This is a genomic window from Burkholderia stabilis (assembly GCF_001742165.1).
GTDB lineage: Bacteria > Pseudomonadota > Gammaproteobacteria > Burkholderiales > Burkholderiaceae > Burkholderia > Burkholderia stabilis.
Genome location: NZ_CP016442.1, coordinates 3,453,781 through 3,467,208, shown reverse-complemented (window position 1 = coordinate 3,467,208; position 13,428 = coordinate 3,453,781). Strand labels below are relative to the sequence as shown.

The 13,428-nt window shown below is 69.4% G+C and carries 14 protein-coding genes; 8 read left to right on the top strand and 6 right to left on the bottom strand.

Annotated elements, in window-relative coordinates; all coding sequences use genetic code 11:
- Positions 1-81: 81 nt before the first annotated feature.
- Positions 82-1,356: an EAL domain-containing protein gene (locus tag BBJ41_RS16125; protein ID WP_069747233.1), complete on the top strand. Its 1,275-nt coding sequence runs from the start codon at positions 82-84 to the stop codon at positions 1,354-1,356.
- A gap of 29 nt (positions 1,357-1,385) precedes the next feature.
- Here BBJ41_RS16125 and BBJ41_RS16120 read toward each other — a convergent pair whose 3' ends face one another.
- From BBJ41_RS16120 to BBJ41_RS16110, 3 genes are all read right to left on the bottom strand, one after another.
- Complete coding sequence (locus tag BBJ41_RS16120; RefSeq protein ID WP_069747232.1) at positions 1,386-1,991, bottom strand: class I SAM-dependent methyltransferase; 606 nt, start codon at positions 1,989-1,991, stop codon at positions 1,386-1,388.
- A gap of 106 nt (positions 1,992-2,097) precedes the next feature.
- Complete coding sequence (locus BBJ41_RS16115) at positions 2,098-3,144, bottom strand: 2-dehydropantoate 2-reductase (RefSeq protein ID WP_069747737.1); 1,047 nt, start codon at positions 3,142-3,144, stop codon at positions 2,098-2,100.
- Complete coding sequence (locus BBJ41_RS16110) at positions 3,137-3,661, bottom strand: Mpo1 family 2-hydroxy fatty acid dioxygenase (RefSeq protein WP_069747231.1); 525 nt, start codon at positions 3,659-3,661, stop codon at positions 3,137-3,139. Before BBJ41_RS16110 ends, BBJ41_RS16115 begins: the two co-directional genes overlap by 8 nt.
- A gap of 81 nt (positions 3,662-3,742) precedes the next feature.
- Between BBJ41_RS16110 and BBJ41_RS16105 the strand changes: the two genes are divergently transcribed.
- Positions 3,743-4,450, top strand: coding sequence for a Crp/Fnr family transcriptional regulator (locus tag BBJ41_RS16105; RefSeq protein WP_069747230.1), 708 nt, complete (start codon positions 3,743-3,745; stop codon positions 4,448-4,450).
- A gap of 86 nt (positions 4,451-4,536) precedes the next feature.
- Positions 4,537-5,748 (top strand): chromate efflux transporter, encoded by a 1,212-nt coding sequence (gene chrA / locus BBJ41_RS16100; protein WP_069747229.1) that lies wholly within the window; start codon positions 4,537-4,539, stop codon positions 5,746-5,748.
- A gap of 104 nt (positions 5,749-5,852) precedes the next feature.
- Here the strand turns inward: chrA and sodB are convergent, their stop codons facing one another.
- Positions 5,853-6,431, bottom strand: coding sequence for a superoxide dismutase [Fe] (sodB, locus tag BBJ41_RS16095; protein ID WP_011352986.1), 579 nt, complete (start codon positions 6,429-6,431; stop codon positions 5,853-5,855).
- A gap of 235 nt (positions 6,432-6,666) precedes the next feature.
- Positions 6,667-8,049: an exodeoxyribonuclease VII large subunit gene (gene xseA / locus BBJ41_RS16090; RefSeq protein ID WP_069747228.1), complete on the bottom strand. Its 1,383-nt coding sequence runs from the start codon at positions 8,047-8,049 to the stop codon at positions 6,667-6,669.
- Between the two features lie 450 nt (positions 8,050-8,499).
- Here xseA and lpxK point away from each other — a divergent pair, with 450 nt between their 5' ends.
- The 5 genes from lpxK to BBJ41_RS16065 all read left to right on the top strand — a co-directional run bounded on the left by lpxK (position 8,500) and on the right by BBJ41_RS16065 (position 12,521).
- Positions 8,500-9,528, top strand: coding sequence for a tetraacyldisaccharide 4'-kinase (gene lpxK, locus BBJ41_RS16085; protein ID WP_069747227.1), 1,029 nt, complete (start codon positions 8,500-8,502; stop codon positions 9,526-9,528).
- Positions 9,509-9,703 carry a Trm112 family protein gene (locus BBJ41_RS16080; protein ID WP_010090898.1) on the top strand — a complete coding sequence of 65 codons (195 nt, stop codon included), beginning with the start codon at positions 9,509-9,511 and terminating at the stop codon, positions 9,701-9,703. The genes lpxK and BBJ41_RS16080 overlap by 20 nt, the downstream gene beginning before the upstream one ends.
- Before the next feature lie 154 nt (positions 9,704-9,857).
- Positions 9,858-10,649 carry a 3-deoxy-manno-octulosonate cytidylyltransferase gene (gene kdsB, locus BBJ41_RS16075; protein ID WP_069747226.1) on the top strand — a complete coding sequence of 264 codons (792 nt, stop codon included), beginning with the start codon at positions 9,858-9,860 and terminating at the stop codon, positions 10,647-10,649.
- Between the two features lie 208 nt (positions 10,650-10,857).
- Positions 10,858-11,520, top strand: coding sequence for an adenylate kinase (gene adk, locus BBJ41_RS16070; RefSeq protein WP_069747225.1), 663 nt, complete (start codon positions 10,858-10,860; stop codon positions 11,518-11,520).
- A gap of 242 nt (positions 11,521-11,762) precedes the next feature.
- Positions 11,763-12,521: an SDR family NAD(P)-dependent oxidoreductase gene (locus BBJ41_RS16065; protein WP_069747224.1), complete on the top strand. Its 759-nt coding sequence runs from the start codon at positions 11,763-11,765 to the stop codon at positions 12,519-12,521.
- A 64-nt stretch (positions 12,522-12,585) separates the two neighbouring features.
- Here the strand turns inward: BBJ41_RS16065 and BBJ41_RS16060 are convergent, their stop codons facing one another.
- A complete protein-coding gene (locus BBJ41_RS16060) occupies positions 12,586-13,428 on the bottom strand; it encodes a SirB1 family protein (RefSeq protein ID WP_069747736.1) in 843 nt (280 codons plus the stop codon).

Below are 13,428 nucleotides of genomic sequence, written 5' to 3'. Positions count from 1 at the left end.
ACCGCACGGGGCACGATGCCGTGCATGCTTCTTGCTCGCCTATTCTCTAGGTAAACTGGCAGTCTTCCTTCGGCCGACATCATGAGCATGATCGACATCGATCCCCCCGGCTTTCAGCCGCCCCGCCCCGTCGCCGGCGACGACGGGAACCGGCGCACCGTGCTGTACGGCGCCTACACCGTGTTCAGCGTGTTCCAGCCCGTTTTCTCGGTGTCGCACCGCCGCGCGATCGGTTATCACGCGTCGCTGCGCGCGCACGACGAGGAAAGCCGCCAGGTGGCGTCGCACGAAGTGTTCACGCAGGCGGCGCGGCGCGGCGACCTGCTCGAACTCGGCCGGCTCGCCGAATCGCTGCATCTCGGCAACTTCCACGCGTTCGACAGTCACGACGAATGGCTCTTCCTGAGCCTGCATCCGGCCGCGCTGATGGACACCGTGTACGGCGACGCGCTGCTCGCGAACCTGAAGGCCCTCGGATTGCCGCCGCACCGCGTGGTGCTCGAGGTACCCGAGCAGGCGGGCGGCGAGACGCCGCGCTACGCGGCGATCATCGACGGGCTGCGCAAGGCCGGCTTCCTGATCGCGCTCGTCGGTTTCGGCGCGAAGCATTCGAACATCGACCGCGTGTGGCACCTGCATCCCGATATCGTCACGCTCGATCGCGGCATCCTCGCGCAGGCGAGCGAGCACTCACATCTCGAACGCGTGCTGCCGGGGCTCGTGTCGCTGCTGCACGAATCCGGCCAGCTCGTGCTGATGGGCGGGCTGTCCACCGAGCGCGACGCGCTGATCGCGCTCGAATGCGACGTCGATTTCGTGCAGGGCCAGTACTTCGCGGGGCCGAGCGTCGACCCCGTCCAGCCGCAGGCCGCCGCGGGCTGCATGGATACGCTGTCGGCCGCGCTGCGGCTGCGCGTCGCCGAGCGCGAGCGCACCCAGGCGGAACGGCTGGCGCCGTATGTCGCCTCGCTCGAGGAAGCGAGCCAGAAGCTCGGCGCGGGCGAATCGCTCACCGATGCGGCCGTGGCCGTGCTCGGGCTGCCCGAAACGGCACGCTGCTTCCTGCTCGACGCATCGGGGCGCCAGATCGGCGACAACGTGCTCGCGCGCGGCAGCGTGTCCCAGCGCGCGAAGCGCTTCCGGCCGCTGCTGCATTCGGAAGGCGCGAGCTGGGAACGCCGCCCGTACTTCATCGACGCGATGCGCGCGCCGGGCCGCGTGCACCTGACGCCGCCGTACCTGTCGATCAACGAGGCGCACCTGTGCGTGACCGCGTCGATCGCCGCGCCCGTTGCGACCGGCATGCAGGTGCTCTGCGTCGACATCAACTGGGAAGCGGCGCTCAACCGCGAGTAAGCGCCGCCCGACGCCGCGGCGCGCCGCTTTCACGCGGCGTCGGCCGCCTTGCGCACGATCAGCCGGTGCACGCGCTTGCCCGACGACGCGCTGACGACCTCATGCTCGTCGATCACGTGCGTGCCGGCGCCGAGCGCCGCACGCATCCGCGCCGAGTCGAGCGGCGTATAGAGGCGGCCGCGTTCGTCTCGCAACGCGCCGTTTCCGGCCACCCGCCAGCTCATGTACAACGTGCCGCCCGGCATCAGCAGATCGGCCAGCCGCGTGGCGGCCGCCGCTGCATCCGCCGGCTCGAGGTGCATAACGACCGTTTCGCACAGCACGTTGCGAAACGCGCCGGACGGCACGCCGGCCAGCGCCGGCAGCGCGGCAAGTTCGAAAGTCAGGTCTGGATGACGTCGTCGCGCCTCGTCGAGCAGCGCGGCGCTCGCATCGTAGCCGCGCACGTCGAATCCGCGCGATGCGAGCCAGGCCGTGTCGCGCCCCGCGCCACAGCCGACGTCCGCGGTCGGCCCCGGCGAGAAATGCTGTTCGAGCAGCGAATACATGTCGTCGGGCGCGGCCTGGTCGAGCCAGTCCTGCGCGTATTGCGCGGCATGGGCGTCGTAGGCATCGAGAGTCGGGCGATCCACCATGGCGATTGCTCCGCATAGGCGTCGAATGACGCACTCCGCATCTTAGCCGTTGCTCGGCGGAGGTGACGTCGTGCAACGGCCCGAGCGGCGGCCGGCAAAGCAGCGCCTATGCGGCCCGCACGTCGCCCGCGCGCGGCGCCTGCGCGGTCAGCTCGGCCCACAGCGCATCGCCGCGCCAGGCCGGGCGCGCCGCCGCGCTTTCCGCATCGTGGACGAGCGCGCACAGTCGCGCATTGACGGGCGCCTGCGCGCCGAAGCGTGCGGCCAGCCGCACGACCTCGCCATTGATCCACTCGACTTCCGTCGCACGGCGCGCCGCGAGATCGTCGGACATCGACGAACGCGCGAGCGGATCGATCGCCAGCATCCGGCCGCCGAGCACGCGGAATGCCGCGTCGGGAAGATCGAGCACGGCGGGAATCCATGCGGCCGGCAGCGGCGTCAGCCGTGCGGGCCGGATCGCGGCGCGCGCCAGCCAGTGCAACGCTTCGCGCTGCGCGAGCGCGACACAGCGCCGGTAAGCGCGTTGCGCGAGTTCGTCGCGCAGCGGCAGGTTCGCGAGCGCGTTGACCGCGTTGTTCAGGTTGAGCAGCAGCTTCGCCCACTGCACGGCCCGCATGTCGCGATGCCGCGCGAGCGGCAACCCGGCGCGCGCAAATGCGTCGACGAACGGCTGCAGCGCGGGCGACGCATCGGCCGCGAGCACGCCGGCGGAACCCTGGTGAAACGCGCCGGGCTCGCGCTCGATCACGTTGAACGGCACCATGCCGGCCAGCACGGTCGCTTGCGGCAGCGCGTCGCGCAGCACGTCGGCGTTGTGCAGGCCGTTCTGGAAGCTGATCACGATCGTGCCGGGCCGCAGCACGCCGGCGAGCTGCGCCGCGGCGTCGCGCGTCGCGGCCGACTTCACCGCGACGAGCACGAGCCGCGCACCGGCCGCGGCAGCCGGGTCGGTCGAAAACGCGACATCGGCCGGCGCGAGCGGCGCACGATAGCCGCGCTGGTCAGTCAGTCTGAGCCCGTGCAGGCGAATCGCTTCGCCGATTCGCGCGCGGCCGACGAACGTCACGTTCGCGCCGGCCGCCGCGAGCCGGCCGCCGAGATAGCAGCCGATGGCGCCCGCGCCGAACACGCAGACCGGTGCATCAGACATGCGAATGCGCGCCGCCGTGCACGGGGCCGGCCCGCCGCTCAACTTCCCGTCGGACGTCGCCGCGCAGCCCCGCGAAGAACGCGACTTCGGCGACGACGAACAGCGGCCCGACCATCAGGCCGACCAGATCGTCGACGAACGCGGGCTTGCGCCCTTCGAACCAGTGCCCGACGAACTGCACGATCCAGCCGACGACGAACGCGCCGACGCCGATCGCGAGCCATTGCGCGGTCGGCAGCAACGCGAGCGCCTGCGCGGCCCACAGGCCGAGCGCGAACAGCGCGGTCATCACGATCCCGAAGCGCAGGTCCAGACGCAGGTAGAACACCACGAACGCGACGGCGAGCAGCAGCGCCGGCGACAGCGCGACACCGGCCAGCATCCCGATCGCCGGCCGCGACAGCAGCACCTCGGCCGCGAACACGATCATCGGAATGCCGACCAGATGCGTCGCGATGTTGCGCGCGTCGCGATGGTAGGCCGCATACTGGGAAAGATGATCTTCGAGCGTTTTCATGGCGTCTCCTGGCCGGTCGTTGGGCGCTATGATGCGCGTCACGACCGAGAACCTCTGTCAGCTACCCGACATCGCATGCCCATGCCCTCGTCGCTTGCCCCATACCTGCCTCAGATCGGCGCGAACCCGTGGTTCGCCGCGCTGCCGCCTGCGTTGCGCGCGGATCTGCTCGCGCAGTCGGCGCTGCGCCGCCTGCCGGCCGGCCAGGCGCTGTTCCGGCGCGGCGACCCGCCGTGCGGGCTGTACGCGGTACTGGCCGGTTCACTCACGATAGGTGCGGTCGATCCGCAGGGCAAGGAAGCGCTGCTGACGGTCGCCGAGCCCGTCACCTGGTTCGGCGAAATCGCGCTGTTCGACGGCCAGCCGCGCACGCACGACGCGATCGCGCTCGACGACGCGTTGCTGCTGCACGTCCCGCAGGCCGCGCTGCTCGCGCTTCTCGACGCAACGCCGCAATACTGGCGGCAATTCGCGCTGCTGATGGCGCAAAAGCTGCGCCTGAGCTTCCTGACCGTCGAATCGATGAGCGTGATGCCGGCCGCGCAGCGGCTCGCCGCACGCCTGCTGATGATCGCCAACGGCTACGGCGGCATCAGTGCCGGACGCACGCACATCCGGCTGTCGCAGGAAACGCTCGCGTCGATGCTGTCGCTGACGCGGCAGACCACGAACCAGCTGCTGAAGGCGCTGCAGGCCGCCGGTGTCGTGCGGCTGCATGTCGGCGAGATCGAGCTCGTCGACATCGACGCGTTGCGCCGCGCGAGCGGGTTGGGCGACGCCGTGCGCTGAACCCCGGCACCGCCATCGCACGGCCCCCCCCGGTCACCGCGTTGCGCTATCGTGGCGACTCGTCCGTTCATCCGCCCGCAACCGCCTTGAGCCCCTCGACCGCCTCCGCCCCCTCCCGCCATCCCTGGCCGGTGTTCATCGCATTCCTGCGGCTCGGCCTCACATCGTTCGGTGGCCCGGTTGCGCATCTCGGCTACTTCCGCACCGAGTTCGTCACGCGGCGCGCGTGGCTCACCGAGCGCACTTACGCGGATCTCGTCGGCCTGTGCCAGTTCCTGCCGGGGCCAGCGAGCAGCCAGGTCGGGATGGCGATCGGCCTCGCGCGCGCCGGCTACCCGGGAATGTTCGCCGCGTGGCTCGGCTTCACGCTGCCGTCGGCGTTGCTGATGATGCTGTTCTCGCTCGGCGTGCACGCGAGCGGCGCGCCGATCGAAGCCGGCGCGTTGCACGGGTTGCGCATCGTGTCGGTCGCCGTCATCGCACAGGCCGTTTGGGGTATGGCGCGCACACTGTGCCCGGATGCACGCCGCGTCACGCTGATGGCCGCGGCCGCCTGCGTCGCATTGCTCGCGCCTGCCGCATGGGCGCAGGTTGCAGTGATCGTCGCGGCCGGATTGGCCGGCCTCGTGCTGCTGCCACAGCCGGCGCGCGACGCCCACGACCCGTTGCCGCTGCACGTATCGCCCCGTGCGGCCGTGCTGTGGCTCGCGCTGTTCGCGGCACTCCTCGTCGTACTGCCGTTCGCGGCCGGTGCGCTGCGCTCCGATACCCTCGCCGTGGTCGATGCGTTCTTCCGTACGGGCGCGCTCGTGTTCGGCGGCGGGCATGTGGTGCTGCCGCTGCTGCAGGCGGCCGTGGTCGCGCCCGGCTGGGTCGGTGATGCTGCGTTCCTGGCCGGTTACGGTGTCGCGCAGGCCATGCCGGGGCCGTTGTTCACGTTCTCGACGTTCCTCGGCGCGTCGCTGCGCAACGCGCCGAACGGCTGGCTCGGCGGCACGATCGCGTTGGTGTCGATCTTCGCGCCATCGTTCCTGCTGGTGGCCGGCACCGCGCCGTTCTGGGAGCGCCTGCGCCGCAGCACGCGGATGCAGGCCGCGCTCGCGGGCGTGAACGCGGCCGTCGTCGGGCTGCTGCTCGCCGCGCTCTATCATCCGGTCTGGACCGACACGATCATGGCGCCGCGCGATCTGGCCGCCGCGCTCGTCGCCTTCGTCGCGCTGGTGTTCTGGCGTGTGCCGCCGTGGGCCGTCGTGATCGCGAGTGCGGCGCTCGGCTGGGGGCTCGGCCGCCTAGCCTGAGCGCGCACTCGCCGCACGTTCCATCGCGACAAAAACAAAAAGCCCTCGAGACGAGGGCTTTTTGCGGGGTGCCGCGTGCCGTAGCGGCACGCAAGCGCCGGACCTTAAGCGAAGTTCTTCGCTGCGAAGTCCCAGTTCACGATGTTCCAGAACGCTTCGACGAACTTCGGACGTGCGTTGCGGTAGTCGATGTAGTACGCGTGTTCCCACACGTCGATCGTCAGCAGTGCCTTGTCGGCGGTCGTCAGCGGCGTTGCTGCGTTGCTCGTCGACACGATGTCGAGCGAACCGTCAGCCTTCTTCACGAGCCATGCCCAACCCGAACCGAACGTGCCGACTGCGGCCTTCGTGAACGCTTCCTTGAATGCGTCGTACGAACCCCACTTCGCGTTGATCGCGTCGCCCAGCGCGCCGGTCGGTGCGCCGCCGCCGTTCGGCGACAGGCTGTTCCAGAAGAACGTGTGGTTCCAGATTTGCGCGGCGTTGTTGAAGATGCCGCCCGACGACTTCTTCACGATCTCTTCCAGCGACAGGTTTTCGAATTCCGTGCCCGGGATCAGATTGTTCAGGTTCGTCACATAAGCCTGATGGTGCTTGCCATAGTGGTACTGGATCGTCTCGAGCGAGATGGTCGGCGCGAGTGCGTCTTCAGCGTACGGGAGCGGCGGGAGCGTATGAGCCATGGCGATTCCTTCGTTGAGTATGTAGGGGGGCTTGTGTTGAATGCTGCCGAGCGTCCGATTGTAGGCGAGACCGGATAACCCCGCAAACTCGCGGGCCATTTATCCGCGGTATGCGGAAAAGCGATGTTGACGCAACGTCCGGCAGGACGAGCCGACGATGCGCAGCATCCGTTCCCGCACGCCGCGCGTCGATCGCAGAACCTTCGTTTCGCTTGCTTCGCCGATGCCGGCCGGCTCAGATCGTATCGGTCAGGCGCGGCTGCACGTCGGCGAGCGACACGTCGGCCGAGCCTTCGGCGAGATGCACGGTCAGGCGGCGCTGTGGCTTCAGCGCGCCCGGCGCACGCACCGCGCGGCCCGTCTGCGTATCGATGAGCGCCGCATAACCGCGCTCGAGCGTGCGCTGCGGGCTCAGCACCTCGAGCCGCGCCGCACAGGCTGACACACGCGCCGTGTCGCGTTCGTGACGGCGCTGCAAGGCCAGCACAAGACGCTGCGACAACCCCGCGAGCGCCTGGCGCGCCTGCGATGGATCGGGCCGCGCGCGCTGCCAGCGCAGTTGCGCGAGTGCGAAACGCGCGCGTGCGTCGCGCACGGGCCGCGAAGCCGCAGACGCGAGCCGCACCGCAAGCTGCTCGACGTGCGTGCGCTGCCGCTGCAGCCGCTCGGCCGGGCTCACGAGCCGGCGCGCGAGCCAGTCGAGCTGCTGCGCGCGCTGTTCGAGCCTGCGTTCCATGCCGCGCGCGAGCGCGCGCTGGCGGTCACCGACCTCGCGCAGCAGCAGCGCGCGCTGCGGGCTCGCAAGCTCGGCCGCGCCGGTCGGCGTCGGCGCGCGCACGTCGGCCGCGAAGTCCGCGATCGTGAAATCGGTTTCGTGCCCGACGCCGCTCACCACCGGCACTTCGCTCGCCGCGATCGCACGCGCGAGCGCCTCGTCGTTGAACGACCACAGATCCTCGATCGAACCGCCGCCGCGACAGACCAGCAATACGTCGACCTCGCGCCGCGCATTCGCAGCCTCGACCGCCGCGACGAGCTTCTCGGCGGAACCGGCCCCCTGCACGGGCGCCGGGTAGACGATCACCGGAATGTGCGGCGCGCGGCGCGCGAGCGTGGTCAGCACGTCGCGCAGCGCGGCCGCCTGCAGCGACGTGACGATGCCGATCGCGCGCGGATGGGCCGGCAACGGCCGCTTGCGCTCGGGCGCGAACAGCCCCTCGCCCTCGAGCTGCGCCTTCAGCCGCAGGAACGCCTCGTAGAGCCGCCCCTGCCCGGTACGCCGCACGGCCTCGACGTTCAGTTGCACTTCGCCGCGCGGCTCGTACATCGTGACGACCGCGCGCACTTCGATCCGGTCGCCTTCGCGCGGCGTGAATTCGGCGTATTGCGCGCGACCGCGGAACATCACGCAGCGCATCTGCGCCTGCTGGTCCTTGATCGAGAAATACCAGTGGCCGCTCGCGGCGCGCGTGAAATTCGACACTTCGCCCGAGATCCACAACAGCGGAAACGAGCGCTCGAGCATCGTCGAAATCGCGCGATTGAGCGCCGAAACGGGAATCACTTCGTCGCCGCCGCGGGTCGCGCCGGGTGAGGAAAAAGGGGAATCGGAGGGCATGGAAGGTCAGTTGAATGCTGGCGGCGACACGATAGTCCGACACGCGCGCGACGTCCAGCGCCGACCGCATTCGCCGCGATGCGCGGAAGGTGTCCACACTTTGGCAATCGTCGGTGTAAAACGCGCGGAAACCGCGGAAAAATCCAGACAATTCCACGTAACACGTTGATTTTTATAAAGTTTTAAATCTTTCTAAATGATTCTCATCCGATTCGAGGCCCGCCCGGCGGGCGTTTGACGCAATCGAACCGGGAGTTTTTCACAGAGTTGTCCACAGGCCGCCGCGATCCGGCCCCGCATGCTGCGTCGGTCGGTCGCGCTTGCCGCGCCCGCGTGCGGCGCGCTAGAGTGCCGCCTTCCGCAGACCCCGCGGCATGTGCCGCCCAACGGAGAATCCGCCTTGACGAATCCGTCCCACGCCGCGGCGCACGACGCGCCGTGCCCGGCCCGATGAGCACGCCCGGCGGCCCGCTCGCCCGGCTCGAGGCGCGCCTGACACGCGAATGGCAGCGCCGTGGCGCGCTCGCGTGGGCGCTCACGCCGTTCTCGGCCGTGTTCGGCCTGTGCGCGGCGCTGCGGCGCACCGCTTACGCGCAGGGCTGGAAGAAGCCGGTCGACGTCGGCGTGCCGGTCGTCGTGGTCGGCAACGTGACCGTCGGCGGCACCGGCAAGACGCCGACCGTGATCGCGCTCGTCGACGCGCTGCGGGCGGCCGGCTTCACGCCCGGCGTCGTGTCGCGCGGCTACGGCGCGAACGTGAAGGCGCCGACCGCCGTCACGCCCGCGTCGCGCGCGGGCGCGGCCGGCGACGAGCCGCTGCTGATCGCGCGTCGCACCGGCGCGCCGGTGTGGGTGTGCCCCGACCGCGTCGCGGCCGCGCAGGCGCTGCGCGCCGCGCATCCGGACGTCGACGTGATCGTCAGCGACGACGGCCTTCAGCACTACCGCCTCGCACGCACGGTCGAGCTCGTCGTGTTCGACCACCGGCTCGGCGGCAACGGCTTCCTGCTGCCGGCCGGCCCGCTGCGCGAGCCGCTGTCGCGGCACCGCGACGCCACGCTCGTCAACGATCCATACAGCGGCGCACTGCCGCCGTGGCCCGACACCTACGCGCTCGCGCTCACGCCGGGCGCCGCATGGCATCTCGACCAGCCCGCGTTGCGCCGCCCGCTGTCGCAGTTCGCGAACGAGCGCGTGCTCGCCGCGGCCGGCATCGGCGCGCCGGAACGCTTCTTCGCGACGCTGCGCGCGGCCGGTCTCGCGCCGGCGACGCGCGCGCTGCCCGACCATTACGCGTTCGCCGACAATCCGTTCGTCGACGATGCCGTCGACGCGATCCTGATCACCGAGAAGGATGCAGTAAAATTGGGCGCTTCCTGGCGCGACGCTCGACTCTGGGTCGTCCCTGTCGAAGCCGCGCTCGACCCTCGCCTCATTGCCCTCGTTGTGGAGAAACTCCGTGGACGCTCGCCTGCTTGAAATCCTTGTGTGCCCTATCTGCAAAGGCCCGCTCCACTATGACCGCGCCGCGCAGGAGCTGATCTGCAACGCGGACAAGCTCGCCTACCCGATCCGCGACGGCATCCCCGTGATGCTCGTCGACGAAGCGCGCCAGACCGTCGAAGGCACGCCGGTCGATCCGGCCGGCCGTTAAATCCCGGCCGTCAAACCGGTAAGCCGGCAGGTCAACCGACCGCCCAGCCGGCAACACGGCCCGAAGGCGGCCCGGCCTCGGCCGGGCCACCGGATGCCGCCGGGCGACCGGCCCGGACCGACGCCCGCCCCGTCCTCCTCACCGCTGAACCCCGATGACTCACCCGCAACCCTTCATCGCCGTCATTCCCGCGCGGCTCGCGTCGACGCGACTCCCGAACAAGCCGCTCGCCGATCTCGGCGGCAAGCCGATGGTCGTGCGCGTCGCCGAGCGCGCGCGCAAAGCGGGCGCGCAGCAGGTGCTCGTCGCATCCGACGCGCAGAGCGTGCTCGATGCGGCGCGCGATCACGGCTTCGAAGCGGTGCTGACGCGCGCCGACCATCCGTCCGGCACCGATCGCCTCGCCGAAGTCGCGGCGACGTTCGGGTGGAGCGACGACACCGTCGTCGTCAACGTGCAGGGCGACGAACCGCTGATCGACCCCGTGCTCGTGCGCGACGTGGCGTCGCACCTGGCCGCGCATCCGGCCTGCGCGATCGCGACCGCCGCCCACCCGATCCACGACGCGGCCGACGTGTTCAACCCGAACGTCGTGAAGGTCGCGCTCGACGCGCAGAGCGTCGCGCTGTACTTCTCGCGCGCACCGATCCCGTGGAGCCGCGACGCATACCAGCCGCACTGGCCCGACGTCGCGGCGATGCCGGCCCCTGCATTTCCGGTCTATCGGCACATCGGCCTTTACGCATACCGCGCGCGTTTCCTGCGCACGTATCCGACGCTCGCGCAGGCGCCGATCGAACAGGCCGAGCAGCTCGAACAGCTGCGCGCGCTCTGGCACGGCGAGCGCATCGCAGTGATGATCACCGAGCGCGCGCCCGAAGCCGGCATCGACACGCCGGCCGATCTCGCACGCGTGCAGGCCCTTTTTCAGCCGGGTTCAAAATAACCCGTGGCATAATCAGGCGATTGTGCGAGCCGTCCGCGACCAGCGCGTCCTCGCTTGACCCCGCCCGCGGCCCTGCCGGCAGCCGCGCGTCGCCGAAGCCGACGCGCCGCATCAGACCGGCCCTCCGCGCGCCAGGCAAGCCCCGCGCCCACTGTCGCCGACGCTTTTGCGTCTCGCCACACGAATCTACATACTTGGAGATATCACCATGCGTTTGATCCTGTTGGGCGCGCCCGGCGCGGGAAAGGGCACCCAGGCAAACTTCATCAAGGAAAAGTTCGGCATCCCGCAAATCTCGACGGGCGACATGCTGCGCGCGGCCGTGAAGGCCGGCACGCCGCTCGGCATCGAAGCGAAGCGCTTCATGGATGAAGGCAAGCTCGTGACGGACGACCTGATCATCGGTCTCGTCAAGGAGCGGCTGAAGGAATCCGATTGCGCGAACGGCTATCTGTTCGACGGCTTCCCGCGCACGATCGCGCAGGCCGATGCAATGAAGGACGCCGGCGTCGCGATCGACTACGTGCTCGAAATCGACGTACCGTTCTCGGAAATCATCGAGCGCATGAGCGGCCGCCGCACGCACCCGGCATCGGGCCGTACGTACCACGTCAAGTTCAACCCGCCGAAGGTCGAGGGCAAGGACGACGTGACGGGCGAACCGCTGATCCAGCGCGACGACGACAAGGAAGAAACCGTCAAGAAGCGTCTCGAAGTGTACGAAGCTCAGACCAAGCCGCTGATCAAGTATTACGGCGACTGGGCGCAGCGCGGTGAGGAAAACGGCCTGAAGGCGCCGCAGTATCGCAAGATCTCGGGCCTCGGCAGCGTCGAGGAAATCCGCGAGCGCGCGTTCGACGCGCTGAAGTAAGCACGGCATCGCGCACCCAAAGCCGCCCTTTCCGGGCGGCTTTTTTTCGTCCGATCAAGATTCGCACGATCGTTCTTGTCTCACCTCCGCGCGATGACGCCTCGTACAATCGGCCAATCGTCCGACATCGGACAGAACAACCGGGCCGCCCGAAGCGTTAAAGCGCCAAGGCGGTCGACCGCTTATGCATGGGACCGCCCTAAGCGTTAAAGCGCCAAGGGCGGTCGACAAAGGAGACAGTCATGGATATTCGCGGCAACGTCTTTCTGATCACGGGCGGCGCATCGGGCCTCGGCGCCGGCACGGCCCGGATGCTCGCGCAGGCCGGCGGCAAGGTCGTGCTCGCCGACCTGAACGAGGCGGCAGGCACGGCGCTCGCAACCGAGCTGGGCGGCGTCTTCGTGCGGTGCGACGTGTCGACCGAGGCCGACGCGCAGGCGGCCGTCGACGCAGCGACGCGCGCGGGCACGTTGCGCGGCCTCGTGAATTGCGCGGGCATCGCGCCCGCCGCGAAAACCGTCGGCAAGGATGGCGCGCATCCGCTCGACGTGTTCGCGAAGACGATCAACGTGAACCTCGTCGGCACGTTCAACATGATCCGGCTCGCGGCCGCCGCGATGGCGGCCACCGCGCCGACCGCGGACGGCGAGCGCGGCGTGATCGTCAGCACCGCGTCGGTCGCCGCATTCGACGGGCAGATCGGCCAGGCTGCCTATGCGGCATCGAAAGCCGGCGTCGCGGGCATGACGCTGCCGATCGCGCGCGACCTGTCGCGCAGCGGCATTCGTGTGATGACGATCGCGCCCGGCCTGTTCGAGACCCCGATGCTGCTCGGCATGCCGAAGGACGTACAGGACGCGCTCGGCGCGATGGTGCCGTTCCCGCCGCGGCTCGGCAAGCCGGCCGAATACGCGATGCTGGTCCGCCAGATCGTCGAGAACCCGATGCTCAACGGCGAAGTGATCCGCCTCGACGGCGCGATCCGGATGCAGCCGAAGTAGGCGCACATGAAAAACGCCCGCGATGCGGGCGTTTTTCAGGTTCCGGCAGTTGCACGGCGGCGGCTCAGTCCTCGCCGTCGCGCTGCATCCGCTGCCGCAATTCGGTCACCTGCGACTCGACGACGGTCGCGTCGTCGGCCTCCGGCCGCTCGCCGAGATATTGCTCGAGATCCTCGAGCGCGGGGCGCAGGTAGTCGAGCCGCGCATACGCGAAACCGCGGTCGCGCACTTCGTCGAGCTGTTCGGGCAACAGGATCACGAGCCGCTGCTGTACCGCGAGCAGCCGCTGCCAGCGTTCCGTCTGCAGATAGATCGTCTTCAGGTTGCGCAGCATCCGCGCGATGATCTCGCGGCTCGTCGCCGGCTGCAGCAGCGCGCGCAACGCGCTGTCGACCGCGCCGGCCGCGCGCGCGACGTACGGCTCGAGCATCTCGACCATCTCGGCCTCGGACAGCGAATGGCCGTTGGTCGGATCGATGATCAGGTCGCCGTCCGGCAGCGTGACGCGCAGCAGGAAATGGCCGGGGAACGATACGCCCCGCGCCGGCACGCCGACCTGCTCGGCCAGCTCCAGATACAGCACCGACAGCGAGATCGGAATCCCACGCCGCCGCTTCAGCACCGCGTTCAGATGGCTGTTATCGGGGTCGTAGTAATCGTTGTGATTGCACGCGAAGCCGAGCTCGCGGAAGAAGAAATCGTTCAGCGCGGCGACGCGGCCCTTCAGGTCCGCATCGTCGGTGAACCGCCGGCGCAACCGCGCCGCCAGCATGTCGAGTTCGGCCAGCGTGCCCTGCAGGTCGAGGTCGGGATACGCATCCTGGGCCAGCGACAGCGCGGTTTCCGTGACGGGCAGGCTGTCGTCGTCCGCCACGAGCGTGCTGAAGTAGTCGAGGACGCGGGTCAT

Bases quoted from the DNA above. Each gene is read 5' to 3' on its own strand.
- BBJ41_RS16125 (WP_069747233.1), top strand. From the start codon at position 82: ATGAGCATGATCGACATCGATCCCCCCGGCTTTCAGCCGCCCCGCCCC.
- BBJ41_RS16120 (WP_069747232.1), bottom strand. From the start codon at position 1,991: ATGGTGGATCGCCCGACTCTCGATGCCTACGACGCCCATGCCGCGCAA.
- BBJ41_RS16115 (WP_069747737.1), bottom strand. From the start codon at position 3,144: ATGTCTGATGCACCGGTCTGCGTGTTCGGCGCGGGCGCCATCGGCTGC.
- BBJ41_RS16110 (WP_069747231.1), bottom strand. From the start codon at position 3,661: ATGAAAACGCTCGAAGATCATCTTTCCCAGTATGCGGCCTACCATCGC.
- BBJ41_RS16105 (WP_069747230.1), top strand. From the start codon at position 3,743: ATGCCCTCGTCGCTTGCCCCATACCTGCCTCAGATCGGCGCGAACCCG.
- sodB (WP_011352986.1), bottom strand. From the start codon at position 6,431: ATGGCTCATACGCTCCCGCCGCTCCCGTACGCTGAAGACGCACTCGCG.
- xseA (WP_069747228.1), bottom strand. From the start codon at position 8,049: ATGCCCTCCGATTCCCCTTTTTCCTCACCCGGCGCGACCCGCGGCGGC.
- lpxK (WP_069747227.1), top strand. From the start codon at position 8,500: ATGAGCACGCCCGGCGGCCCGCTCGCCCGGCTCGAGGCGCGCCTGACA.
- kdsB (WP_069747226.1), top strand. From the start codon at position 9,858: ATGACTCACCCGCAACCCTTCATCGCCGTCATTCCCGCGCGGCTCGCG.
- adk (WP_069747225.1), top strand. From the start codon at position 10,858: ATGCGTTTGATCCTGTTGGGCGCGCCCGGCGCGGGAAAGGGCACCCAG.
- BBJ41_RS16065 (WP_069747224.1), top strand. From the start codon at position 11,763: ATGGATATTCGCGGCAACGTCTTTCTGATCACGGGCGGCGCATCGGGC.
- BBJ41_RS16060 (WP_069747736.1), bottom strand. From the start codon at position 13,428: ATGACCCGCGTCCTCGACTACTTCAGCACGCTCGTGGCGGACGACGAC.